The organism is Arthrobacter sp. (assembly GCF_031179985.1).
In the GTDB taxonomy this organism is placed as follows: Bacteria; Actinomycetota; Actinomycetes; order Actinomycetales; family Micrococcaceae; genus Arthrobacter.
This window is the reverse complement of record NZ_JAPSHJ010000030.1, coordinates 20,528-44,049: the sequence shown is the minus strand read 5'-3', so window position 1 is coordinate 44,049 and position 23,522 is coordinate 20,528. Positions and strand designations below refer to the sequence as shown.

Annotated in this window: 23 protein-coding genes; 8 read left to right on the top strand and 15 right to left on the bottom strand. The window is 60.5% G+C overall.

Translation table 11 applies throughout. The features are described 5' to 3' along the window. Positions 1 to 47 precede the first annotated feature (47 nt). Both RIN13_RS13900 and RIN13_RS13895 read right to left on the bottom strand, forming a co-directional pair. Positions 48 to 620, bottom strand: coding sequence for a recombinase family protein (locus RIN13_RS13900; RefSeq protein WP_309107932.1), 573 nt, complete (start codon positions 618 to 620; stop codon positions 48 to 50). A 273-nt stretch (positions 621 to 893) separates the two neighbouring features. After that, positions 894 to 1,529, bottom strand: a complete 636-nt coding sequence (locus RIN13_RS13895) for a hypothetical protein (protein ID WP_309107931.1) — start codon at positions 1,527 to 1,529, stop codon at positions 894 to 896. Between the two features lie 143 nt (positions 1,530 to 1,672). Here RIN13_RS13895 and RIN13_RS13890 point away from each other — a divergent pair, with 143 nt between their 5' ends. Further along, positions 1,673 to 2,059 carry a hypothetical protein gene (locus RIN13_RS13890; RefSeq protein ID WP_309107930.1) on the top strand — a complete coding sequence of 129 codons (387 nt, stop codon included), beginning with the start codon at positions 1,673 to 1,675 and terminating at the stop codon, positions 2,057 to 2,059. A gap of 454 nt (positions 2,060 to 2,513) precedes the next feature. Further along, positions 2,514 to 3,350 (top strand): hypothetical protein, encoded by an 837-nt coding sequence (locus RIN13_RS13885; protein WP_309107929.1) that lies wholly within the window; start codon positions 2,514 to 2,516, stop codon positions 3,348 to 3,350. Between the two features lie 74 nt (positions 3,351 to 3,424). On the opposite strand, the gene RIN13_RS13880 is transcribed toward RIN13_RS13885, so the two are convergent. After that, positions 3,425 to 4,249 carry a hypothetical protein gene (locus tag RIN13_RS13880; protein ID WP_309107928.1) on the bottom strand — a complete coding sequence of 275 codons (825 nt, stop codon included), beginning with the start codon at positions 4,247 to 4,249 and terminating at the stop codon, positions 3,425 to 3,427. 376 nt (positions 4,250 to 4,625) lie between these two features. Continuing rightward, complete coding sequence (locus tag RIN13_RS13875; protein ID WP_309107927.1) at positions 4,626 to 4,997, bottom strand: STAS/SEC14 domain-containing protein; 372 nt, start codon at positions 4,995 to 4,997, stop codon at positions 4,626 to 4,628. A 265-nt stretch (positions 4,998 to 5,262) separates the two neighbouring features. Here RIN13_RS13875 and RIN13_RS13870 point away from each other — a divergent pair, with 265 nt between their 5' ends. Further along, entirely contained in the window at positions 5,263 to 6,114 is an 852-nt protein-coding gene (locus tag RIN13_RS13870; RefSeq protein WP_309107926.1) for a PhzF family phenazine biosynthesis protein, read from the top strand. Between the two features lie 40 nt (positions 6,115 to 6,154). Here the strand turns inward: RIN13_RS13870 and RIN13_RS13865 are convergent, their stop codons facing one another. Then, a complete protein-coding gene (locus RIN13_RS13865) occupies positions 6,155 to 6,592 on the bottom strand; it encodes a VOC family protein (protein WP_309107925.1) in 438 nt (145 codons plus the stop codon). An 86-nt stretch (positions 6,593 to 6,678) separates the two neighbouring features. Next, the gene (locus RIN13_RS13860; RefSeq protein WP_309107924.1) at positions 6,679 to 7,788 is read right to left on the bottom strand and encodes an LLM class flavin-dependent oxidoreductase; all 1,110 of its coding nucleotides are present in this window, start codon (positions 7,786 to 7,788) and stop codon (positions 6,679 to 6,681) included. Positions 7,789 to 7,880: 92 nt separating this feature from the next. On the opposite strand from RIN13_RS13860, the gene RIN13_RS13855 reads away from it, so the two are divergent. Together RIN13_RS13855 and RIN13_RS20530 are read left to right on the top strand one after the other, a co-directional pair. Continuing rightward, entirely contained in the window at positions 7,881 to 8,468 is a 588-nt protein-coding gene (locus tag RIN13_RS13855) for a CGNR zinc finger domain-containing protein (RefSeq protein WP_309107923.1), read from the top strand. A 44-nt stretch (positions 8,469 to 8,512) separates the two neighbouring features. Further along, complete coding sequence (locus tag RIN13_RS20530; RefSeq protein ID WP_375164776.1) at positions 8,513 to 8,824, top strand: DUF4913 domain-containing protein; 312 nt, start codon at positions 8,513 to 8,515, stop codon at positions 8,822 to 8,824. A 178-nt stretch (positions 8,825 to 9,002) separates the two neighbouring features. Here the strand turns inward: RIN13_RS20530 and RIN13_RS13850 are convergent, their stop codons facing one another. Further along, a complete protein-coding gene (locus RIN13_RS13850; protein ID WP_309107922.1) occupies positions 9,003 to 10,232 on the bottom strand; it encodes a beta-ketoacyl-[acyl-carrier-protein] synthase family protein in 1,230 nt (409 codons plus the stop codon). A gap of 72 nt (positions 10,233 to 10,304) precedes the next feature. On the opposite strand from RIN13_RS13850, the gene RIN13_RS13845 reads away from it, so the two are divergent. Beyond that, positions 10,305 to 10,922, top strand: coding sequence for a TetR/AcrR family transcriptional regulator C-terminal domain-containing protein (locus RIN13_RS13845; RefSeq protein WP_309107921.1), 618 nt, complete (start codon positions 10,305 to 10,307; stop codon positions 10,920 to 10,922). A 390-nt stretch (positions 10,923 to 11,312) separates the two neighbouring features. Here RIN13_RS13845 and RIN13_RS13840 read toward each other — a convergent pair whose 3' ends face one another. Then, positions 11,313 to 12,236, bottom strand: coding sequence for a LysR family transcriptional regulator ArgP (locus RIN13_RS13840; protein ID WP_309107920.1), 924 nt, complete (start codon positions 12,234 to 12,236; stop codon positions 11,313 to 11,315). Between the two features lie 68 nt (positions 12,237 to 12,304). On the opposite strand from RIN13_RS13840, the gene RIN13_RS13835 reads away from it, so the two are divergent. Then, positions 12,305 to 12,928, top strand: coding sequence for a LysE/ArgO family amino acid transporter (locus tag RIN13_RS13835; RefSeq protein ID WP_309107919.1), 624 nt, complete (start codon positions 12,305 to 12,307; stop codon positions 12,926 to 12,928). A gap of 510 nt (positions 12,929 to 13,438) precedes the next feature. On the opposite strand, the gene RIN13_RS13830 is transcribed toward RIN13_RS13835, so the two are convergent. Beyond that, complete coding sequence (locus RIN13_RS13830) at positions 13,439 to 14,836, bottom strand: MFS transporter (protein ID WP_309107933.1); 1,398 nt, start codon at positions 14,834 to 14,836, stop codon at positions 13,439 to 13,441. 227 nt (positions 14,837 to 15,063) lie between these two features. Between RIN13_RS13830 and RIN13_RS13825 the strand changes: the two genes are divergently transcribed. Beyond that, the gene (locus RIN13_RS13825) at positions 15,064 to 15,957 is read left to right on the top strand and encodes a helix-turn-helix transcriptional regulator (protein WP_309107918.1); all 894 of its coding nucleotides are present in this window, start codon (positions 15,064 to 15,066) and stop codon (positions 15,955 to 15,957) included. 96 nt (positions 15,958 to 16,053) lie between these two features. Here RIN13_RS13825 and RIN13_RS13820 read toward each other — a convergent pair whose 3' ends face one another. The 6 genes from RIN13_RS13820 to RIN13_RS13795 form a co-directional block, all read right to left on the bottom strand. After that, complete coding sequence (locus RIN13_RS13820) at positions 16,054 to 17,286, bottom strand: acyltransferase (protein WP_309107917.1); 1,233 nt, start codon at positions 17,284 to 17,286, stop codon at positions 16,054 to 16,056. After that, complete coding sequence (locus tag RIN13_RS13815; RefSeq protein WP_309107916.1) at positions 17,283 to 18,977, bottom strand: FAD-binding protein; 1,695 nt, start codon at positions 18,975 to 18,977, stop codon at positions 17,283 to 17,285. Before RIN13_RS13815 ends, RIN13_RS13820 begins: the two co-directional genes overlap by 4 nt. After that, positions 18,974 to 20,251 (bottom strand): VCBS repeat-containing protein, encoded by a 1,278-nt coding sequence (locus RIN13_RS13810; protein WP_309107915.1) that lies wholly within the window; start codon positions 20,249 to 20,251, stop codon positions 18,974 to 18,976. The genes RIN13_RS13815 and RIN13_RS13810 overlap by 4 nt, the downstream gene beginning before the upstream one ends. Further along, a complete protein-coding gene (locus RIN13_RS13805) occupies positions 20,248 to 21,462 on the bottom strand; it encodes an MFS transporter (protein ID WP_309107914.1) in 1,215 nt (404 codons plus the stop codon). Before RIN13_RS13805 ends, RIN13_RS13810 begins: the two co-directional genes overlap by 4 nt. A gap of 17 nt (positions 21,463 to 21,479) precedes the next feature. Next, on the bottom strand, positions 21,480 to 22,646 hold the full coding sequence (gene wecB / locus RIN13_RS13800) for a non-hydrolyzing UDP-N-acetylglucosamine 2-epimerase (protein ID WP_309107913.1): 1,167 nt from the start codon (positions 22,644 to 22,646) through the stop codon (positions 21,480 to 21,482). 66 nt (positions 22,647 to 22,712) lie between these two features. After that, the gene (locus RIN13_RS13795; RefSeq protein WP_309107912.1) at positions 22,713 to 23,402 is read right to left on the bottom strand and encodes a hypothetical protein; all 690 of its coding nucleotides are present in this window, start codon (positions 23,400 to 23,402) and stop codon (positions 22,713 to 22,715) included. Positions 23,403 to 23,522: the final 120 nt, after the last annotated feature.

The following is a 23,522-nucleotide window of genomic DNA, read 5'->3' as shown; positions in this document are numbered from 1 at the left end:
TGGCGGCAGCGAGACGGGTGGAGCCGGATCCGTTCGTCGGATTGGATTCAGGGTTTGCTCAGGTGGCGGTAGATGGTGGGGCGGGTGACGCCGAATTCCTTAGCGATGTGCTCGACCGTGTGGGCGCGTTTACCGTCCGGGCCCTTTTCCTCGTACATTTCCCGGGCGAGTTTGACCTGACGGGGCCCCAGTTTTGGTTTCTGCCCACCGGTCCGGCCCCGTGCACGGGCAGCGGCCAACCCGTCACGGGTTCGTTCCGACATCAAAGAGTGCTCGAACTCCGCGATTGAACCCAGGATCTGGAAGAACATCCGCCCTATAGCGGTCGATGTATCGATGCCCTGGTCAAGCACGACAAGGTCCACCCGGCGTTCCTGCAACCTCCTGGACAGCTCGATGAGGTTTTCCAGTGACCGGCCAAGCCTGTCGAGCTTTGTCACGACCAGCTGGTCCCCTGCCCGGTTCGTCGACAGCAGCGCCTTCTCGAGCTCGGGCCGGCGGGCGAGCTTCCCGGAGGCCGTGTCGATGAAGACCTGCTCGCAACCGGCCGCGGTCAGTGCATCGTGTTGGGCTTCTGGATTCTGTTCATGGGTGGAAACCCGCCCATATCCGATACGCATCACCAAAACGTATCTCTAAGGGTGGAGAGCATTACGTAGGCGAGTACACGGGAATCATTACAAGCTCGTTTGCGTGTCAGTCGTCAGCAGGGAATCCGACCTCAGGCCGATAGCGGCCCTTTTCTTCGAATCGGGCCACCCCGATGGGACACCCACCGCCAAGGTGCCAATTGTTGCAGAAAGGCCCGCGGACCAGGCGAGGTCCGCGGGCCGGGGTCTGCACTTATACATACCTGGGTGGATGGGTGTGCAGTTGCGGGATGAGTCCATGCGTTAGGGGACCATCTTTACCGTTCCACCGATGGTGAGTACCGCCGAAGCCGTGCGCCCCGCAATAAGCATTCTGAACGAGAGCTGGTTTCCGTAAGTGACTGTTTCATAGTTCTTGACGTTGCTCATCGTGCCGTGGAAAAAGTAGTTCGCAGGAACACTGTGCGGTGCATTCTTTCCCTGAAGAACGCCGGCCTTGTACCAGACGAGTCCCGACTCATTCACATTGCCAGTGATTTGACTGGCAAGTCGTAAGGATATCTGGCAGCTCCAATTGGCATTGTTGTAAGGGCAATTATTCCGGATCTGGAATGCGCCGTTTGTATCCGAAAACCGGTAGTTTCCGATCCTGCAGCTGATGTTTTGATTAGTGACGGGCCCGTTGACCAGCGGAGGAGTCGCGCCACTTTGTATCTGCATCAGGGGCGTCTCCGCAAGTGAGGACTTGATCTGGCGGGCGGCCTCTTTAGAGATCGGGCCATCAAACTGGATTTTTAGCGTTGAATCAACGGTAGCCGTGTCATGAACGATGACGATCTGCGAATCTGCTGTGTCAGCAGCTGCAGCGGTCGGAACAAGACCAAAAAGCAGCAAGCCGATTGCGGTGACCAGCCCTAGGAACAACTGCGTGATTTTCATACTACTTGTCACTTTTCCCGCAAATGGTTGCTATAGAAGGCCGTTTCTTCCAAGTCGGTTTTCTCGGCAGTCGTAGGTACGCTAACAGTAGAATTCACCGCACAAGGGAACATTTGACCGCAATGCAGAGAAAGGAGATTCTTGTGTCCGAAAAGATTGATGAGATCCTTGGCTATGTACTGAGGGACGTGACCTCCAGTGGGCTCGAAACTCCACGCATTGAACCGGTCGATTGGTATAACGATCCGCAAGTATCATCGGCAATGATTTACAGCGTAAGGGACTCGACCGGGCGCGGCGTTTCCGTCCAAAATGATCTTTCACTGGACCGGCAACTAGTCGCCGTCGCTGACCAGATCCAAGAGTGGGTCATCGAAGAAGTCGGGACAACACACAGCAACTGGCCCCAATGTCCCTTGCACCCGAACAATCATCCACTCGCCGCCCGAATCGTAGATGACCGTGGAGTGTGGGCATGCCCAGCATCAAATACCCCTGTGGCACGGATCGGCGAACTCGGCCCGGCCTAGACGACTCCAGCTCCTCCATTCAACGACCAGTTGAACGTCAACGAACAGGGTTGTGGATCCACACCGGGTTCTATCGTTGCCGGTGATTGCGGGTCTTCGCTGGCATGGATCAAGACCTGCCCGACTTACCCGGCACCAAAAGACTGCATCCTCCGCTGATCGCCACGGTCCAAGGTCAGAACTCAATCAGGTTAGAGTTTTGACCGGAAGCAGTTTCGATGTCGATTTTCGACGCACTCCCCCACCATACTTCCGGTCCGGAATACGACTCCCGGGAGTACCAGTCATAAGGGGTCGTTTTTTACGTCAGCAGCGTTCGCGCGTGATGAAACATGTCTTCCAGATAGGGGGCATGCCCGTTGTCCCGCCCGCGGTTGCTTTTAGCGTCCTCAGTCGAGTGCATACACCAGTCCCCTGTAGTGTCGTGGGAACGACAGTATGGGGGTACTGGTAGATGTCACAGTTCAGATTGCGCGGCTACCGTCAATGGTGGACCTTCGCGGCAATCCTCATTCTTGTCGTGATGGCTGCGGTTCCCATTTCCGTCGTCGTTCACCACGTCTTTGACAACGCTGTTGGCCGGACCACAGTAGCCAAAGTCGCCGACGGTACAGAACGCACCGTGTACTGGCGCGAATATCCAAGTGTTGCCGGGATCGATCCCCAGCAGATTCTGGAAGGCCCCACTCCGCAGCAGGGCTACGATGCCGGGCAGACGGTGATTGCCGAGATCAAGGCCGCATTGTCGGAGGAATTTCAGCTCGAATGGGCCCCCATGGCCGACACCCGTGGCGGCAGTCCATTTCATAGGCCAATCGAGAACGGCTACGGAGGCGAGTCGCTCCTTACCATTGTCAATGGTCCAGAATCCCAGAGCACCAGCGTGCCGCAGACGTGGGAAGAAAAGCAGAGGGCAATCAGCATTATCGGGGATGTGACCCGCCGATACGGCTTCGAGGCGCCGGCCATCGACGGGCTTGAAAGCTGGTCTGCCGAAGACCGCATCCGAGACCTCGGCGGGCTTACTCCCGACAAGCAAGTTATTGTTTCGGGGGTCGCGCTGGGTCGGGCCGGTCAGTGGCTATCCTTCAAATTCCAGGATCTTTCAAGGGACACAAACGGCATCTTCGAGGAACGGCTCCGGCCGCCAGAAGGATCACAATGGCAGATGAATACGCTCGCGTTGAGTTACGGGGCTAACGGTCTGCTGGCAGCGGAAGACCGCAATGAATTCAAGTCCCGTCTTGAGCCGTTTCAAGGGCTCACACAGCCGGAGCCACTGGAGAGGTAGTTGTACTGTCCCGGCAGGTCGATGACACGGGGATTCAGTACCTTTCCCCGTGAGATGAGGTGTGGCCGTGAGTTTCATGGAAAGGTGGCTGCGATGATCTCCCGCGCGGGCATGACGGCGGCGTTCAGAACAGTACGGTCACCAAGTGGTCGCTCGAGATCGACTGTGACCGGCGTCGCCGGGTTTGACTGACAGGAGCCCCCTAAACCAGAGGCCCGCACCCCGAGGACGATCTCGACAGTGGACTCGGTTTCGGTGAGCTTAACGAGTTCGACCCGTCCCTCGGCGCTTTGACCCGAATTGCACGCGAACTCCGTGACGAGCAGTGCAAGGCGGTCAGAATCAGGAGCGGGTGGCAACGAGGAGTCGAGAGAGACGGCGCCGACACTCAGCTCGCCAAGGTCGAGCGTGGGCGTGCAGGTCGACGCCCCGACCAGCGCCCATCCCGACTTACCGGGTTCCTCTGGAACGTCGGTTGAAATGACAATGTACTCGTACTCGCGGACATCGCCCCAGCCGTTATCTTCGGGAACTGCGAGCTTGTTCATGAGCATCACGCGGTCGCTACTCTCCTCTGCAATCAGCCATCCGACCGGGTCAAAGTTCGAGACGTCGCGGCCGCCAAGGGCCGGTGCGGCATCGGGTGCCAGCTCGCTCGCCGGCCTCGGGTTCTTCAGCGCCTGCACCGGGACCTCGATACCCTGGCACAGCACTACATCGGGTTGATTGTCGGGGATCTGGCTCTCGGCGGAACGATCACGCGGCGCACACCCCGTTGCCAAGAACATGATGGTTACGCTGACCACAGTCAGTCGCCTGACAGCCGGTGACAGCGCCTTTCCCATGCCGCTCAGGCTACGCCTCTCGTCGGCTGAGGCCGCGTATTCAAGCGTGCTCACCACAGCCCTTCCTCCCCGGATTCAACGTTTCCCATGCCCTGTGGTGTCCGGGAACATCAAAAAGGTTTCACAAGAGCAGAAAAATACTAGGAAATTCGTCGCCCCTTGTCCTGATGCCTGATGATCATCCCCAGCGGTTCCGCACCTCCCTGTTGGTACCTGGCAGCCGGTAGTCCGCAACGTCGCTGCTGCCATATGCAAGGCGTCGTGGCGGATTTGGCTATGAACCTGGGCCTCCGGGCTGCGGCACCCAGGGATCAGGAGTGCGCAGCACAAAAGTGTGATTCCAGCCCGGATTCGTCGTCTCATTCGTCCCCCACCACTGGACCATACGGTCGGCGGCATCATGTAGAGCAACAGTGGCGGCTACGCTGCCTCAGTCCTGGGTCAGCCAGAGCATCGCATCGTTCCTGGAGGTGAAGAAGCGGGTGGGACATGGCGCTATGTGGACACCGAGGAAGAAGTTTGCCAGGACCCGGTCAACAGGGCTGGTCCCAAGCAAGGCGATCCGGGATGCAGCACAGGGGATAGAGAAAACAGCACGGGCATGACGGTGCACGGACTCCGTGGTGGCCATGTCGACCAGCATGGGATATTCCAACCCGTTGCCAACCATGTTCACAGCGGCCATAGCCGCCTGGGCGTCGAAGGCCTCGATATTGACTCTGGCCTTCCATACGAGGTGAATTATCCCGTCAGCCCCGAGTTCAACGGTACCTTTGCCACCGTCGACCGTTATGGCTTCCATTTTCGCCTCCCATTGAGCCGGCACCCCTCACGTATCGGGGACGAGGGCCTTCTGCGCGGTTTGCAGTCCCTACATAATGTTCACAGGGGAAATGGCAGAGGTTACCTTACTTGGGAAATCCTTAGTCAACCCTTCGGCGATGCTGAGGAAGGGCCTCCTCTAGGGGGAAGTGTAGGTGCCCCCACCTGAATCGAACGGCTGCGAAGTGACTGGCGGACCGTCGAATGGTGTCATTTCGAGTTGATAAACGCGATATCCTGCGGCGGTGACTTTTGAAGCCTCGCGTCTGCGCCCGTTCCATCAAGTCGATGTCTTCTCGGATCGGCCCTATCGAGGCAATCCACTCGCAGTCGTGGTCAATGCTGAGGGCCTCAGTACCGAGACCATGCAGCATTTCGCGAACTGGACCAATCTCTCTGAAACCACGTTCCTCCTCCCTCCCACTGATTCGCGCGCCGATTATCGCGTGCGCATCTTCACGGGCAGCGAGGAGTTCCCGTTCGCGGGGCATCCCACGCTGGGTTCTGCGCATACCTGGCTTCAGGCCGGCGGCGTGCCGAAAACTGACGGCGTCCTTGTACAGGAGTGCGGCGCGGGCCTGGTTCGGGTGAAGCACGACGGCGGACGGTTGGCTTTCGCTGCACCGCCGCTGACCCGCTTCGGTCCAGTGGACTCCGCCGTCCGCTCCCAGTTGGCAGCAGGACTGCGACTTCCGGAGAACGCACTGTTGGACGCAGCCTGGCTGGTCAACGGACCTGAGTGGGTTGGTGTCCTGGTTGCCTCTGCCGAGCAGGTGCTGGCCATCGAACCCGACTGGATTGCACTGGCTGACCTCAAGGTCGGTGTAATCGGCGCCCAAGAGCCGGGTGCCGGCACGGACTTCGAAGTCCGGACGTTCATTCCAGGTGACGCGATGATGGAAGACCCGGTGACGGGCAGTTTCAACGCCGGTGCGGCGCAATGGCTTATTGGCAGTGGCCGCGCGCCCGAGGAATACGTGGCTGCTCAGGGAACCGCACTCGGCAGGGCAGGGCGAATCCATGTGAAGGCTCAGGACGGAGATATTTGGATCGGCGGGGAATCGGCCACGTGCATCCAGGGCACCGTCATGCTGTAGGCGCTTGGAACCTCGCAATGCAGGCCAGTTGCGTCGGGCGTCAGTCTTTCTTCAGTTGCTGAGCGAGCATTACGAGGATTCCGCTGGGACCCCGGAGATACGTGAGTTTGTAGACGTCGGCGTAGGTGGCCACGCCGCGTAATGGATGGCAGCCATGCTTTGCAGCTACCTCGAGGGCCTCGTCGATGTCGTCCACTGAGAAAGCCACCCGGTGCATGCCAATGTCGTTGGGACGTGTCGGGTGGGACTCGATCGCCTCCGGATGGATGTATTCGAAGAGCTCAAGCCGCCCGCTACCGTCGGGGGTCTGGAGCATCGCGATCTTGGCGTGGTTTCCATCAAGCCCAACGGCGGTATCGGCCCAATGGCCGCTGACCGTGTCACGGCCCATGACGGCAAGACCGAGATCGGTGAAAAAGGCGATTGCTGCTTCGATGTCGCGAACAGCAATACCCACATTCTCAAATTTGATCGCCATAGGTTGAAAGCTAGCAAGGCAGAGCCATTACCTCCAGTGGCCAGCGGGCACTGCCTGTCCGTCCCAGTTGTGGCACTGCCTACACTTCAGAGCCCGCGATTCAACGCCAGGTCGGCCTCAGGACGACCGAGCCCGGTGGGCAAGGCGTAGTGATCTGCAATCGAGTCCAAAGTGCGTGCTTGAGCGCGGCGCGAATGGCCCTGAACGACCAACATCACCTCGTCCACACCCGTTTGATCATGAAGCTCCTCCAGGCCGGCTGCTACTTCGGCAGCGGTTCCGTGAAGTGTTCGATCCGTGTATTCCCTGATAACCTGTCGCTCCTGGCCGTTGCCTCGGAAGGCCTCCACTTCCTCGGGAGGAAGCAGCGAGAAGGACTTGCGCTGAAACATTCTCAACATTGCCATAGCGGTGGAAGCCGACTGACGCCGGGCCTCTGCGGGATCCTCATCTGCGACCGCCCCAATGCTGACCAAGCTGTACGGTTCGTCGAGGAAAGGCGATGGGCGGAAATTTTCGCGGTATATACGCACGGCATTTAGAACGTCGGCGCTGCCAAATTGAAGAGCAAAGGCATATGGTCGACCGAGTCGGGCGGCAACCTGCGCGGAGTATGTCGATGACCCCAAAATCCAGATATCAGCACTGGTCTCCTGTTGCTGGACCCGGTTCTGCTCGGCCTGCCAGGGCCCCGGCACAGCGTGCACGTGGCGGTACGGATGATCTTGAGGGAAGTCATCATTCAGAAAACCCAGTAGTTCTGCGATTTGCTCGGGAAATTCGTCGTTCGCTGCGTGGTGGCGGCGCAAGGCTGCAGCGGTTGCTCCGTCCGTGCCGGGAGCCCGCCCCAGCCCTAGATCGATCCGCCCAGGCGCGAGCGCGTCGAGCATGCCGAACTGCTCGGCAACGATCAGGGGTACGTGGTTAGGCAGCATAATTCCGCCCGCTCCGAGCCTGATGCGCTCGGTCTCGCCAGTGAGCCGCGCCAACATGAGCTGCGGCGAAGGTACAGAGGCGCCGGGCATTGCATGATGCTCCGACATCCAAAAACGCTGGTAGCCGCGCCGATCAGCCAACTGTGCAAGGGCAATAATCTCATCGAAGGTTTCCTGTACGGGATGTCCAACACCAGTAAAGGCGTTGTCGAGTACCGACAGAACGAATGGGGCAGTGCCGCAAGAGCGCGGACTATTCATGAAAATCCTCATATAACGGGACATTAGCTTTTTTAACGTGATAATCACTGTAGGGGCTCTCACGCCAAACTGCAACTGATACCGTGATAAGCATGAAGGTCCCACTACCTCCCGCTCCCGGAACCAGCAAGCATCCCTGCCTGGCGCTGGTCAACAGCATCGTTACTCTTCCCGGCGAGCATCAGGTGGATGAGCTCAGCAGTCCGGAAAATGCCACTGCATGGCTGGTAATGCACCACCTCGCTCCCGAGGGCACCGGACTGCTGGAATATTGCCAGCTGCAACTCACCAATCTAAGAGGAGACCTCAGAGGGGTGTTGGAGTCGCACATCGAAGGCGTCGCCCCGGATCCTGCTTCCTTGGACGGCATCAATCGCGCCCTGACGGCGGTGCCCAGTGCGGCACCGCTGCGATACCAGCCCAATGATGGGCTGTTCCGGGTTCCGAATCATCCAGTAACCCAACTCGTCGATCACGCAATGGCGACTATCACCGAGGACGCCGCTTCACTGTTGACCGGCCCCGTTGCGCATCGCATCGCTCAGTGCGCGTCCAGGCCGTGCGATCGATTCATGATCCGAACGCACTCCAGGCGACAGTGGTGCTCTGAACGATGCGGCGCCAGACAACGCGCCAATCGCGCCTATGCCCGCAAACAGGACAAGAGTTCCGCAGGATGACAGCAGTGACTGGAGTAGACGATGCAGGTGCAAAATGCTCATAAGTGGGTTGTCTTCTTTCAGCCGCAAACGCTCCGAATCGCCCCCTCAGCACCTGGCGGCTGAACTACGCCGACCCCCACATGCGAGACCTCATGGACAAAGACGGCCGGTTCAAGAAATGTGCCTATGACGGCCACAAACCCTACGCACCGAAGGTCTGGCGTCGCTCCCGCACATTGAACCTGAAGCCGGCATCTTCGGCTGAGGGAAAGGGGGCCGAGTGTCAGTGTAGGAGTGCTGAAGGCGCGAGTCCCAGCCACCCCTCTCGGGCTACTTCCCATATGCCGCCCCTTTGGGAAGCTGGTCGTAGTTAGGAATCGTCCTGCCGTTCGCGATCCTCTGCTATTCAAAAGCCGCTCTCGACTGGATTACGAGAAGTCCTTTACAGGCCCTGAATTGGAAGTCGGTTGAACTCTTCCCATGATCCGGTTCGAGCAAGGCGGGAAATGCATAGCCGACCGCACATTGCTATCAGAATCAGCTTTGCCTTTGTCAGCTCTTGCTGAAGACCAGACATACGTTTTGGCCGCCGAATCCAAATGAGTTGGAGATGGCAGCGTTTTGTGTGCAGTGACGCGGTGACATGACAACGTCCATTCCTATCTGGGGGTCAACGTTGCCTTGGTGGAGATTGCGTGTGGGCGGGATAGCATCATGCGCAATGCTTTTGACGGTCAGGATGGCTTCGACTGCTCCCGCAGCTCCAAAGAGGTGGCCCAAAGAGGCCTTTGGTGCGGTCACGACTGCGGATTGACCGAAGACGGTCCTGATTGCCTTTGCTTCTGCAAGATCGCCGACCGTCGTGCCGGTGGCATGTGCATTGATGTGCCCTATGTCTGCTGCGTTCAGGTTTGCATCTTTGAGGGCTTTACGGATGGCGGTTATCTGGCCCGATCCGTCTTCCGCCGGCGCAGTCATGTGGAATGCGTCGGAGGCGATTCCAACTCCTCGAAGGACCGCGTGGATGACAGCGCCCCGGGCTTCGGCGTGTTGGGCGCTTTCCAGCACCAGAATGCCTGCGCCTTCGCCCAGAACAAAACCGTCGCGGTCCGCCGCGAACGGACGTGAAGCTGAACCCGGGTCGGCGGTACGCGTTGATATCGCCTGAGTCTGGAGAAAGGCTGCGACAGTTATGGGGGTGATCGCCGCCTCAGTTCCACCGGCTATAACCACGTCAGCTTCACCCGAGCGAATCAACCGTGCTGCCTGGACGAGCGCTTCCGCGCCGGAGGAACACGCTGAGACGGGGGTGTAAGAACCGGCCATGGCCCCATAGTGAATGCTCAAGGCCGCAGCGGGACCATTGGGCATCAACATTGGCACGGTTCGTGGTGAGACGCGACGCTGGCCACGACTTTCAAGAACGTCGTCCTCTCGGAGAAGGGTGCCTATGCCTCCGACACCTGTCCCGACAACCACCGCAAGCCTGGTGCCGTCAATCTGCGCAATACCAGCGTCTGCCCAGGCTTCCTCGGCCGCGACCATTGCAGCTTGCTGAACGCGATCCAACCGCTTCGCTGCCACCGGACTAAGAGACGTGGCCGGGTTTGCCGCCATTGGTGCGGCGATCGCGACTGAGAGCCCTGAATCCTGCAGGAAATCCATGCTGACATCCCGAATGCCGGAGTTGCCCGCCAAAAGGGACTCCCATGTCGTTCTCACGTTCCCACCCAAGGGAGTAGAAGCCCCCATCCCTGTCACCGCAATATCTGTTGCGCGCATAGCAACCACTCCATTCACTTTTTGTATGTCATACAAAATAACCACTTTAGTTGTATAAAGTACAATTTTTGAGTGGAAGTTGTACGCAATAGAAGACGCCGCCCGGAGGGGCCATCCCAGGCACGGGGGCATTCAACCCGGCAACGAATTTTGCACAGCGCCGAGAAGATCTATCTCTCCAAGCCAGCCGGCGAAGTCAGCGTTGCGGCCATTGCAGCTGCCGCGGGGGCTTTTCCTAACCAGGTGACCTACTATTTCGGCTCGAAGGACTCGCTCTTTATCCACGCCGCTTTCCTGGCCCTGTTGCATGATGCTGAACGCGTTGAGGGTGTGGGGCTTTCGGTGGAAAGTCCTGCATCGTTCCGCAACGCCATGGCCAGGACCGTGCTGATACTGCCCTCTATGCCGCTCGTTGTGCGCGCCTTGGCGGTGGGAACATCACGCTCGGATCTCTCGGCCGTCGTCGATCAGCATCTGAACCTGCTTTTCCGCCAGTCCGAGCGATACTTGACCCGCCTGCTAAAGCAACGAAGCTGGGAAATCCAGCGTCCTCTACCCATTGAGACGAGGACGTTTTGGAGCGCAGCGTTTGGTGCGACCCTCCTTTCGCAAGCGGGTGTCACAGGAAACGGCAATGATCTGGATCTTGCAGGAACGTTGACCGTAAGAACTGTTGAGAAAAAGCGATAGGATTCTTAGCCCCCGGCCCCTTCTGCGTGCGCTGACGGAGGCCCGGGGGATTCCCCTGCGACGCACCATGCTCCACTAAACGGGGGTCCCCCAGCGCAGGCACCATTTCTACTTCATCGTGCGGCTGAACTCCGGTTGACCGCCAAATGCCCACGCGCGTGACGGGTTGTCCAGGACTATGCAGGACACGGGATCGGCGCCGAGTAGGTCGCTGAGACGCGGGGTCACGGTGGCGAGAAGGGCTGTCGGGCTCTCCCTCCATATGGTGTGGGGCCGAGATCAGCCGACCCCGAACAGCCGACCTGAAGGAGCCCTTTGAGCATGCCACTCTTCAAAGTGAACGGCAGATAGTGAGAGAGGCTATCGTCATGGGGCAGATGACAGTGCCCTTTAGGAGTTCTTCTCGTTGATGTCCTGATCGGGTTGGCGGAGCTGCCGGGATGCCGTCTCCCGGACCGCGTCGGAGAGCAGAGTAAGAACCGGGGAGTTGATTTTCCACCGTTGCCAGTACAACGACACATCCACCGGATGCGCCGGCGCCAACTCCACGAGCTCGCCATTCCGGAGACCTACCAAACACTGCTGCTCCGGCAGTACGCCCCACCCCAATCCCAACCGGATGGCCTCCGCGTACTCCCCCGATGACGGCACGTAGTTCCGCGGTGCAGTCAGTTCTGCTCCCGTCAGCCTGCGGAAGAACCCGCCTTGAAGGTCATCCTTGCGGTCAAAATCCATCACAGGAGCAGCACTGTCTGTGGTGAAGGCCGGGCCGTCCGGCCACCAGGTACTGATGTAGCCGGGGCTGGCCACGGCGCGGTATCTCAGCGCGCCCAGAGGTTCAACACTGCAGCCCTGGATCGGCTCGGGGGTTGCGGTGACAGCTGCCATTACCGTGCCGTCGCGAATGAGCTGCGTGGAATGATGTTCATCTTCCCTGAAAAGTTCAAAGTAGACGCGCGCATCCACGGGAAGGCTTGCCAGCGCTGGCAGGACCCACGTGGACAGTGAATCGGCGTTCACCACCAAAGGAATGGGCACAACGGGCCCTTCCCTGCCGCCGCCAAGCTCCCGCAAAGCATCCGACTCCAGTTGCCGGACTTGCCGAGCGAACCGGAGGACAGCCTCCCCGGCAGGAGTGGCCCGGACGGGGTTGGTACGCTTCAGCAGGATCTGGCCGGCCGCATCTTCCATCGCCTTCAGCCGCTGAGATACAGCCGACGGTGTCAGAATCAGGCTTCGGGCCGCCGCTTCCAGGGTCCCCTCATCCACCACAGCGCGGAAGGTCCTTAATTGCTCAAGCTGGAACCTCGCCATTAGCTCTCCTTATGAAACCTAAGATTGTTTAGCTGGCCTAATCACAGAATCAACCATACGTTGTAGAGATGGATGTCACTGAACTCATGGCTACCGCGGTCCTCGGCTTCGGGACTGGGCTGGCGCTTATCGTGGCCATCGGCAGCCAGAACGCTTTTGTCCTCCGGCAGGGCATCCGGGGTGAGCATGTGGCGGCCGTCGTCCTCGTCTGTGGCGTCTCGGATGCACTCCTGATCGCCGCTGGGATCGCCGGCGTCGGGGCGCTCATTGAGGCCAGCCCCGTGGTGGTCCTTGTTGCCCGGTATGCCGGAGCCGGGTTTCTGGTGGTTTATGGGGCTATGGCGGCCCGGCGGGCAATCAGTCCCGGGGCACTTCCCGGATCCGGAGACCAGAAGGCACTTCGTGCCGGGGCGGCCATTTCAACGGTGCTTGCCCTGACCTGGCTCAACCCGCACGTCTATCTGGATACGGTGCTGCTGCTCGGCTCAGTGGCCAACCAGCAGACCCAGGACCTGCGATGGTGGTTCGGGGGCGGAGCCATCGCTGCCAGCATCGCATGGTTCAGCGCGCTGGGCTTCGGGGGTCGGATCCTACGTCCGTTTTTCACCCGGCCATCCTCGTGGCGCCTACTCGATGGCCTCATCGCCGTCATGATGCTGACCTTGGGAGTGCGCCTGGCGGTAGTTGGATGACCGCTTGGCGGACGCCCAATCTGGTGTATCCAGTGGACGCGTCTTTATATCCTCCGGCATACTGCCACGGGTTCGTGGCTGCCTGAGTCCCGGTTGTGGTGGTGGTCCCCCACGAGTCGTAGTTGTAGGTGGCGGCTTCGCCTGGGCGCTGTCCAACAGAAGGATGGCGGAGCCGAGGGCGTCGGTGGTGTAGAAGAAGCTGGCCCGCTGGTGCGCATGCTGATCAGTGTTGCAGGTCGAGTACTTGGTCGGGACGTCTGTTTTGGCTGCGCTGGTATGGTTGCTGTTCTTGTCGTAGGTCCAGGCTGCGGTGACGGTTCCGGTGACTGCTTGGGTGAGGCAGTTGATGACGTCAGGCAGAGCGATTACCTCCAGTGGCAGGAGCCCTTCCGCCGGCGGCGATAATCGAAACCAGCGGTAAGACAGTTCTCGCGTGCAAAATAAGGAGAAGCGTGAACGCATCAGCGCTCACGCTTCTCCCGGATATCCGCAACAGGTTGTGACCGTTTGCTAGACCCCGGCGGTCTCGACGACGGCTGGCTTTTTGAGGAACAGTGCAACCACCAACGCGGTGGCGAGGCAGAGCCCGGCGTTGACCCAGATCGCCAGCGTGACGCCGCTGAGCACAGCTGGCGCGTCGGTGGAGCCAAGGGATACGAGCTGGGCGGTGAAGATTGCGCTCATGATCGGGATGCCCATGGTGATGCCGATCTGCTGGCTCATGGTGGCCAATCCGGTGGCAAGCCCCTGCTCCCCCTCGGGCAGTCCGGAGGTGGCCGTAACCATGAAGCCCACAATGACAACCAGGTTGGCAACGCCGCCGATAAAGGTGGCGACCAGCAGCAGTGCGATCGCTGCCGGGTCGTTGCTCAGCATGACCAGGGAGGCTGTTGCGATGGCCTGGACGAGGAAGCCGTAGACGATGGCCCGCTTGTTCCCCAGTTTGCCAATGACCTTCGGTCCAAGGACTCCGCCCAGGACGGTGCCTAGACCCAGCACGGCAAAGGCGAGCCCGGCACCCAGCGGCGTGTAGCCCAGGACCTGCTGGAGGTACAACGTCAGAAGGAACACCAGCGAGGTTTCGGTCACGAACGCCAGAACGCCCGCTATGTTGCCCCAAGCGACGGTGGAGCGCTTGAGTATGGCCAAGGGGACCAGTGGGAATTGGGCCCGTCGCTCCACGGCTGTAAAGGCCAGGAGGAGCAGCACTGCTGCGGCCAGCGAACCGAGCGTTAGCGGGTCTGTCCAGGAGTTTTCTGCTGCGTGTGTCATGCCGAATACCAGCGCAAGGAGGCCCAAGGTAACGGTGATGGCCCCGGGGACGTCGAGCCTTGTTTTGGTTGCTGGCCTGCTCTCAGCCAGTACGACAGGTGCGATGACCAGTACAGCGACTGCTACGGGGATGTTGATGAAAAACGCCCAGCGCCAGCTGAAGATATCGGTGAGGAGTCCACCCAGGATGGCGCCGGTGGTGAAGCCGGCTGCCATGAGGGCGCCGTTGAGGCCGAGTGCCTTATCGCGAAGGGGACCTTCAGCGAAAGAGCCCAGCAGCAGTGACAGGGCGGCCGGCACGACGATGGCCGTGGCGACGCCCTGGCCGACGCGGGCGATCAGCAAGATGGCGGGGTCGATTGCCAAACCTCCCATCAGGGAAGCGGCGCCCAGAAGTGCCATGCCGATGAGGAACATCTTGCGCCTGCCTGCCAGATCGGCGACCCGGCCGAAGAGCAGGGTCAGTCCCGCAGCGCAGAGGGAGAACGCCGTGGCGATCCACTGCAGGTTCTCAAGGCTGAACCCGACGTCGGTGCCGATGGTGGGCAGGGCGACGTTGAGGATGGAGAAGTCCACGGCAAGGGTGAAGCTCGCCGTCAGCAGCACGATCAGGGCGAGCCGCTGTTTGCCCGTCATACGCGGAGCTGATGATGTGTTGGGAAGTGGGGGCGCCAGCAGTGTGTCAGGCTCGGTCGTGTCTGGTTGAGTTGTCATGTGGGTGGTCCTTATCTGCTTGTCGGGCCGCGGGCGCGGCATTTCTCACACCCTCAGCTTCAAGGAACCCAACAACATCAACCACACCCCTCCGTGGGTACCCCCGGCAGTGACAGGACAACTGCTCCACTTACAGGCAGAATGGGCGGATGAGTAATCTGAGTGAACTTGGGGAGTTCCTTCGCGTCCGGAGAGCGGCCCTGCAGCCCGAGGACGTTGGACTTATGAACTACGGCATCCGAAGAGTGCCAGGGCTTCGGAGGGAAGAGCTGGCCATGCTCGCAGGGGTCAGCAACACGTACTACACCAGACTGGAGCAGGGGCTGAGCAACAACGCCTCCGAATCGGTCATCGATTCCATTGCCCGTGCATTGGGTTTGAACACCGATGAGCGCGCACACCTGTTCAACCTGGCCCGGCCGGGCAAGACGAAACGCCGCACTTTGACCAAACCAGACAAGGCCAGGCCGGGAACGGTCCGGCTGGTGCGATCGATGTTCACCACCCCTGCTGTCGTGTTGGGCCGACGCAGCGAAGTCCTGGCCTGGAATCCGCTGGGCCACCGGCTGGTCGGCGGGCACCTGGATCTGGCTGCTCCTGAGACGCCGTCAACCCGTCCGAACATGACCCGGATGCTGTTCCTGGATCCGCACACACGGGAGCTCTACTCGCGCTGGCAGGAGGAGGCTACCCGTGCCGTCGCTTCGCTTCGCCTCCTGGCCGGTATGACTTCCGATGACCTTGAGCTGGCTGCCCTTGTGGGCGAACTGACCATGAAGAGCCCCGAGTTCGCCACATTGTGGGCTAAGCATCCGGTGGAGAACTGCATGTCCGGGCTTAAGTACATGCACCACCCTGAGGTCGGTGACCTGGAGCTGAATTTTGAGGTTCTGACGCAGCATGACGAGTCAGGCCATCGGATTCTTATGTACACTGCCGACCCCGGCACACCCGCAGCCGAAGCCCTGCAGTTGCTGCGTGCGGACACGGACATGCCCACTGCTTCGGTCACCACCAGCACGGGGCAGACTGCCGGCGTCTGACCGCTCCAGCGTTGCTTTATCAGAGGCGGTTTTCCCTCCACCGCAAAGATGGCCACCATCCTGCACGAAGGATGGTGGCCATCTTTGTAGGTATTACTACCGGCTGGCGCCGCTGAGGGCATCGTGGGCGGCAGGCTGCAAAAGCGGATCAACCACTAGTGCGCTTGCCGGGGCTGATGCCCCCGGTGAGGGCTGACGCCGTGGTCTGGCCCATCTGTCCATGACCGGCTTTTCCACCAGTGCGTACAGCGCCCAGCCTCCCAGAAGGGTAGCGAGGAAGAACCCGGCGACCATCAGGAGGGCGATTGGTGTTTCGTAGACCTGGTCGCCGAGGAGTATGCGTCCATAGAAGATGACAACTCCTTGGCAAAGGTAGAAGCCGAAGGAGATGTTTCCCAGCCATACCATCGGTTTGGAACCCAGGAAGCCAGTCCGCCCGGCAATGTCATCTGAGGCCACCGTGCAGATGATGGCTGCCACGGGGATGATGGTAGCCACATTGAAGGAGTAGACGAAGGGCACGATCATCGCCAGGACGTAGCCGGCAAGGCAGATGAGGAGGGTCTGCCACATCTTCAGCGGAACCCAGCGGCCCGAGAGAACGATCAGGGCCAGAATGGAGCCCAGGACGAACTCGAAGAGCCTGGATGGCGGGAAGATGTAGCCGAACCAGAACTGCGTGACAGAAATGGGCGTAAGGGCGGAGACCGGCGTCGCAGGAATCAGGTATGTAGTGACGAGCTGCACGGCCAGCATTGCTACGACCATGATTCCTGCCCACAGCCAGAGCCGGTTGCCCGGGATCTTCCGCAGCAGAACGATGATCAGTGGGAACAGCATGTAGAAAAGCAGTTCGCTGTTCAGCGTCCAGGATGGCGGGTTGACTGCGACGTAGACGGCTCCGTCGGGAACAAAGGAATTGACCAGGAACAAATTCGATGCCCAGCCCACGGGACCGGTGATTGCCGCGGCGAACAGGACCATCGACAGAGCCCACATGACCAGGTGGTTGGGGAAAATTTTCAACAGACGACGACGCCAGAACTGGCGCTTCGCCTCTCCGGGTTTGGATGCCCAGGCCAGTAGGAAGCCGCTGAGGACAAAGAAGAAGGACACCCCGACGTATCCTGCCTTGCTGACCAGCCATTCGAGGGTGCCTCCGAGTTGGGCGTCAGCGAACGGGTTGATCGGGTCGTTGGGCGGAATCGGGGAGTTGGACAAGGTGATGTGGAAACAAAAAACCAGAAGCGCGGCGAAGAACCGCAGCCCTGTCAGTGAGGGCAGCTTGCTCAGGCCCAGTCTGGCTGGAGTTGCGCGGACAGCGGTCATGACGCACCGCCGGCGGGAAGCTCAATTCCGAGGCTGTGGGTGAAGAAGTTGGTTGGGTCCCATTCAGCCTTGGCCTTCTGCAACCGAGGATAGTTGCCCCTGAAATAGAGGGTCGGCCAGCCCACACCGGAGCGGTTCCGCCCAGGATCAGCCATATCTACGTCCGGATAGTTGATGTAGCATCCGTCCAGCTGGTCACCGGGTACGGGTACGCCGCCGGTAGCGGCGAACATGCCCTCGAAGGTCTCGCGTTCCCAGCCCAAGTAGAAGTCGTCATCCGCCGGGTCGGGCCAGAACGTCTGCAGGCAGAGCTTGAAGGCGGACCGCCTCTGTACGTTGGCGGTGGCTTCGGGCGAGACTGCGTTGACCTGGCCGCCGAAGGAGAACAGCACGAGCATGGTGTTCGGGTTGGTGAAGTCCGCCCGGCTCATTTGCCGGAACAGGACCGCGATCTGGTCATCGGTGAACCTTGTGTTCAGGTAGGCGGACTTGTGTGCTCCGCGGCTTGTCGGGTTGGTGATGACGGGGTTGTCCGTGCCTACGAGCCGTGTTGCCTGAAGCCACGGGATCTCGCGTGTCTCGAAAAAGTCGGGCATGGCCGGCAGCTCACCCGTAGGCTGGTCGAGAGGTTCAGGGGTGACGGCGACGCCTTCAAGGATGGCAGCGACGTAGCGGGCCATGACGCCTTTCGCGTCGGGGGACGCGGCGTCGATCTGGGTGAACATGCCCATTCGGCCGTGGGCTTTGGAGCTGACGTTGAACAGGCTGCTCAGGTGCGATTCGGGAGTGCCGGGGTCGCGGTATTTCTCGTGCCAAGCGCCAAAGTTGGTGATGAGGCGGCGGAACTTCGATTCGTCGAGCTGGTCCCAGGGTATGGAGATAGCGCTCACGAGAACCGTGGATGGTGCCTTGACCAGCTGCTCTGACGGGTTCTTTCCGGCAGTGCCCGGCGACCGGAACCAGTATTTTGTTACGATCCCCCAGTTCCCGCCTCCCCCGCCTGTGTGAGCCCACCAGAGGTCTCCAAGTTCGCCGGTGTCATCCCTGGTGGCCGTGACGGTGCGGACCTTCCGGTCACTGTCGACGGTAACAACCTCCACCGCGTAGAGGTGGTCGACCACCAGGCCGTGGGAGCGCGAGAGAAGCCCGTATCCACCGCCGGCGATGTGTCCTCCGATACCCACGCTGTAGCAGATCCCCCCGGGGATGGTGACGCCCCAGTTCTTGTAAAGCGATTCGTAGGCGTTCATGATGCGGGCGCCAGGTTCGATGGCGAAGGCGCCCATGCTCTTGTCGTAATACACGGCGGTCATGGGAGAAACGTCGAGGATCACCTGAACAGAGGGGTTGCAGACGAAGTCGGCGAAACAGTGTCCGCCGCTTCGCACCGAAACCTTTTTGCCGGTCCTGACCGCTTCCCGGACGGCGTCTTCTGCGTCTTTGGTGCTGGTGATCAGGCGGACGTAGTCAGGCTGGGCGACGAACCGCTGGTTGTTGCCCGTCATCAGGTCCGGATATCGGGAATCGTCCGGGCGGATGACGGAGCCGTCCGGGAGGTCCTTGAAATTTCCTGCCGCAGCGGCGGGAGCGTTTGCTGTGCCGATGGCGGCCAGTGAAGCTATTGCAGCGGTGCTGGCAGATCCGGTCATGAAGAAGCGTCTTCCCATGCCGCTTTTCTCTGTTGTGGTCATGACTGGCGTCCTTCGCCTTGAGGTGTGAGGTTGGGGTGCAGGGTGATCTGCGCTTTGGGGGCGACGAAATAGTGCTGTACCGAGTAGGAGATGGTGGCGTAGTCCTCGACGCCGCGGGAGTGGAAATCGCCGGCGACGATCCTGGCGACGGATTCCTCTGATACTTTCCATTTCAGGAACAGGCCCTTTGCGAGGTCCACCGCCTTGTAGTAATAGGCTCCCTGCCAAGGCTGGGGGCCGCGAAGTCCGATGAGGAACTCATCGTCACCGTCGCCGTCGAAGTCCCTGCACATTACGGTGTGCCCGGGCCCTTCGCCGTTATCGTTCGGGTCTCCGTAGATGTCCAGGAGGTGTCGGGTCCAGCCTGCGGCTTCGGTGTCGCCACCGGTTCGGGTGTAGACGGCAACCGTGTTGCCGTGGAACGGTTCGATTGCGGCCACATATGCCAGGGGGTCATCCCCTATCCGGCCGCCGTCGACGTCGCCGCTTCCTTTGAAAGTGGTCTGTTCAAACTGGCCATTTTCGCCGTCCCCGATGTGTTCCCAGGACCAAGTGTTCCGGTCAGCGTCGTAATACAGCCAGGTGACGCCTTCATCGGAGGCCATCAGGACGGAATCCAAAGGAGAACCCGGGATAAGGCCTGGTTTGCGGGCAACGCCGTGGATCATGCGGAAATCGGTATCGGAGATGATTTCTTTATCCCACTCAGCGCGCGGGTCATCAGTGGGTGTGAAGAGCACGACGGGCAGGACCGCGTGAACATCCTCGACGGCGACGATGGGGAAGCCGATAATCTGGATACGGTCGGTGCGGGTGAAGTGTCCGACCCGGAGCCGGTGCATTCCGATGGCACGGCCGACGTAGTGCCGCTTCCAGTTCCCGGTCGCTTCTGCGGCGTTTCCCGGGTTCTCGAGCCAATCGATTTTGCCGCCCTCGGGGTCCGCGTGGTGGATGGTTCCGCCCGGGCCGTACAGCTGGTAACAGACCACCAGGTCGTTGGAGCCGTCTCCGCTGATATCGCCGAAGTCCATGCCCACTGGTTCCTTGATCTTGTCCACCACCAGGTGCTTTTCCCAGTTGGGGTTCTTGTACCAGTAGATTTCGCCGATTTTCAATCCATAGCCGACCAGGTCCGGCTTGCCGTCCCCGGTGAGATCGGCTGCTTCGAGCCAGTACCCGTCCCGAAGGAAGTCGCTGACGGTTTCCGTGCCGAAGGCTGGTTCGGTGACGTTGAGGGTAGGCGCCGAGGCTGCCCGGATTACTGAAGATGTCATGGGAGTGCCTTTTCTTTCTGGCTCGCGGGGAAGGGAGTCAGGTCTTGATCCCCAGTGGTGGAAGTCTTCTTGGTCAGGGTGGAGGCGATGTACATCAGGCCAAGAGCGGTCACGGCCAGGATGGCCCCGATCCAGATAGGCGAGGACAGTCCAAGTCCTGCGGTGATGGTCACCCCGCCGAGGTAGGCGCCAATGGCGTTGCCCAGGTTGAAGGCGGAGATGTTTACCCCTGATGCCAGGGTCGGGGCTTCCTTCGCATAGGACAGCACCCTCATCTGCATGCCCGGGACGGCAGCGAATCCGACAGCCCCCAGGAGAAACAGCGTGATTCCAGCACCCCAGGGCGAGTTGATGGTCGCCGTGAAGACCAGGAGGACCCCGGTGAGGGCTGTCAGCAGGACCAGGAGGGACCGGTCAAGGTTCGCGTCAGCGGCCCTGCCCCCGATGATGTTGCCTGTAAAGAGTCCGGCTCCGAAGACGACAAGCATCCACGGTATGGACGCGGCCGGCAGGCCGGAGATTTGCGTGAGCATCGGGGCGATATAGGTGAAGGCGCCGAACATCGCGCCGAATCCGAAAACCGTAATCAGGATGGAAAGCCAGACCTGGCCGCTGGTGAAGGCAGACAGCTCACGGCGCAGCTGCCCCGGCCGCCGCTCTTCTGCGGCATGCTGGGGTACGAACAGGATCAGCCCTGCCAACGCGAGAACGCCGATGGCGGTGATGGTCCAGAAAGTGGACCGCCATCCGTACTCCTGGCCCAGGAACGTTCCCATCGGTACCCCGAGAACATTTGCGATCGTCAGGCCCGCGAACATGATGGAAATAGCCCGCGCCTTGCGGTCCGGGGTGACAAGGTCCGCTGCCAGGACGGCCCCGATCCCGAAGAACGCTCCATGGCAGAGCGCGGCGACGACGCGTCCGGCCATCATCACCGTGTACGTTTCGGCCACGGCGGAGATGAGGTTTCCGAGAATGAAAAGCACCATTAACGCGCAAAGCACGTTCTTGGGTTTCAGGGAGGCTGTCATCGCGGTCACCAGCACTCCGCCAACCGCAACACTGAGAGCGTAACCGGAGACGAGGTAGCCGGCGACAGGGATGCTTACGCCGAAATCGCTAGCGACTTCAGGGAGCAGTCCAAGAATCACGAACTCAGTAAGCCCGATGCCGAAGCCGCCCAGCGCGAGAGCCACCAGCCCAAGAGGCATAGCAGGCGCCTTGACGTTCAAGCCGCCACCGGGACGAATTCCGCCCCCGGCACGAAGGGCATCGCCGCCGGCCCTACTTTGAAGTAGTGGGCCAGAGCCGCGACAGTCCGTTCAGTTGCCCTTCCATCCCCGTACGGGTTAATAGCCGTCGCCATCTCCATGTAGGCCTCCTGGTCATCCAGAAGCCGCCCGACTTCGGCGGTGATCTGGTCGCGGTTCCGACTGACGAGCCGGGAGCTCCCGGTCAGGATTGATTCGCTGCGTTCCGTAATGTCGCGCAAAACGAGCGTCGGCTTGCCGAGCGCAGGGCCTTCCTCCTCGGCTCCGGAGCTGTCGGAAAGAATGAGGTCGCTTCTCTGCAGCAGCTGGCAGAAGCTCAGGTACGGCAGCGGGTCCACAAGATCCACGTTGTCCAGACCGCGCAGGACCGGAACGATGATTTCCCTGACCCTGGGGTTCAGGTGCAGCGGCACGACGATACGGACGTCATCGCGGGTAGCGATCTCCGCTAGTGATTCGGCGATTTCGCGCATGGGCCGGCCGATACTTTCACGCCTGTGGGTTGTGGACAGGATGACTTTGCGCGGGTCGGAGTCGAGGTCCTCAAGCTCAGGGACACCATAGCCATGGAGGTTATTCATGCCCCATGTGAGGGCGTCCACGATGGTATTGCCGGTGACAACGATCGAGTGCTCCCTAACTCCTTCACGGATAAGGTTGGCGCTGTTACCCGGCGTGGGAGCCAGGTGGAGGGAAGCGATTTGTGCCACCAGTTTGCGGTTAACCTCCTCGGGGAACGGGGAGTAGTTGTCTCCGCTGCGCAGCCCTGCTTCAACATGGATGATCGGCACGGAGCGGTGCAGGGCGGCCAGCGCTCCGGCAAGGGTCGTTGCGGTATCGCCGTGGACCATGACTGCGTCCAGGCCGGTCATGTGGTCTCCTGAGCAGAGCCCCTCGAGGATGCGGTGGGTGACCTGGGACAGCGACTGCTTATCCCGCATTATCCGCAGCTCCACGTCCGGGGTGATCCCGAACTCCTCCAAGGTGTTGTCCAGCATCTCCCGGTGCTGGCCAGTGGAAATGAGCACCGGGCGGAAGCGCGGGTCTCGGATAAGAGCATGGATGATGGGGGCAAATTTGACGGCTTCTGGCCGGGTACCGAAGACAATTCCGATGGTTTTCATGGTTCTCCTCCTGAAAATAGGTGTGGGCAGCCCGCCGGTTGTCGCCGGCTGCCAGCAAGCTGGGATTTAGATGCGGTGGTATTCCAAGGCCAACCAGACACAGTCGGTGTCGGCCCGGTACTGGTGCCAGGGGTAGATGTATGAGCCGTCCTGCTCAAGGCAGAAAGGTACGGGGTTGGTGTTGCCCGGGCTCAGCAGCTGGTCCTCGTAGAGAGTGTCATGGTCTTTGTCCAGGAATTTCTGCATTCGCCCGTGGCCGGAGATCTGGGTGTGTACCTCGATGAAGTCGTGCTGGTTATGGATGCCGCAGTCCGTGCCTGCAGGGCTGAACCAGAGATTTGCCTTGATACGGAACGCCTCCGTGCCCTTGGGCAGCTCAGGCTGGTGCAGGACCAGAGCCGCATCCAGTTCCACTTCCCCTACCTCCACCTGGGACGAGCGGAGCAAAACCGGGGTGTCCTTGGCAGGCCCGTAGAAGTCAGTCCAGCCCAATTCCCTGGCGGACTTCTCCCCGTCCTCCTTCTCCCCGACAGCCAGCACGAGCAGCAAGGTACCTGTGACCCGTGCCCCACTCAGAATCGTCGAGCTGAAGGGCGGGATGGCTGTGGGCAGCGCCCCCTGGCCCCAGGCATCAGATGCGGACAGATTCACAACCACCGAACGGCGGGTTACCGGATAGTCCACCGCGTCCCGCAACACTTCAACACGAACAAGCCGACTGCTGAATGCCAGTTCGTCCACTAAATCGCTTTTCATAAAATACCCCCAAGGTATGAACCGATTGATGCTGCTCTGGGCCTTGATACTGCGGACAGAGAAGTGGGACGGTGCGGCAGCCTCCCCTGAGGCAACTGCACTGTCCCACTGAGCAAGTAT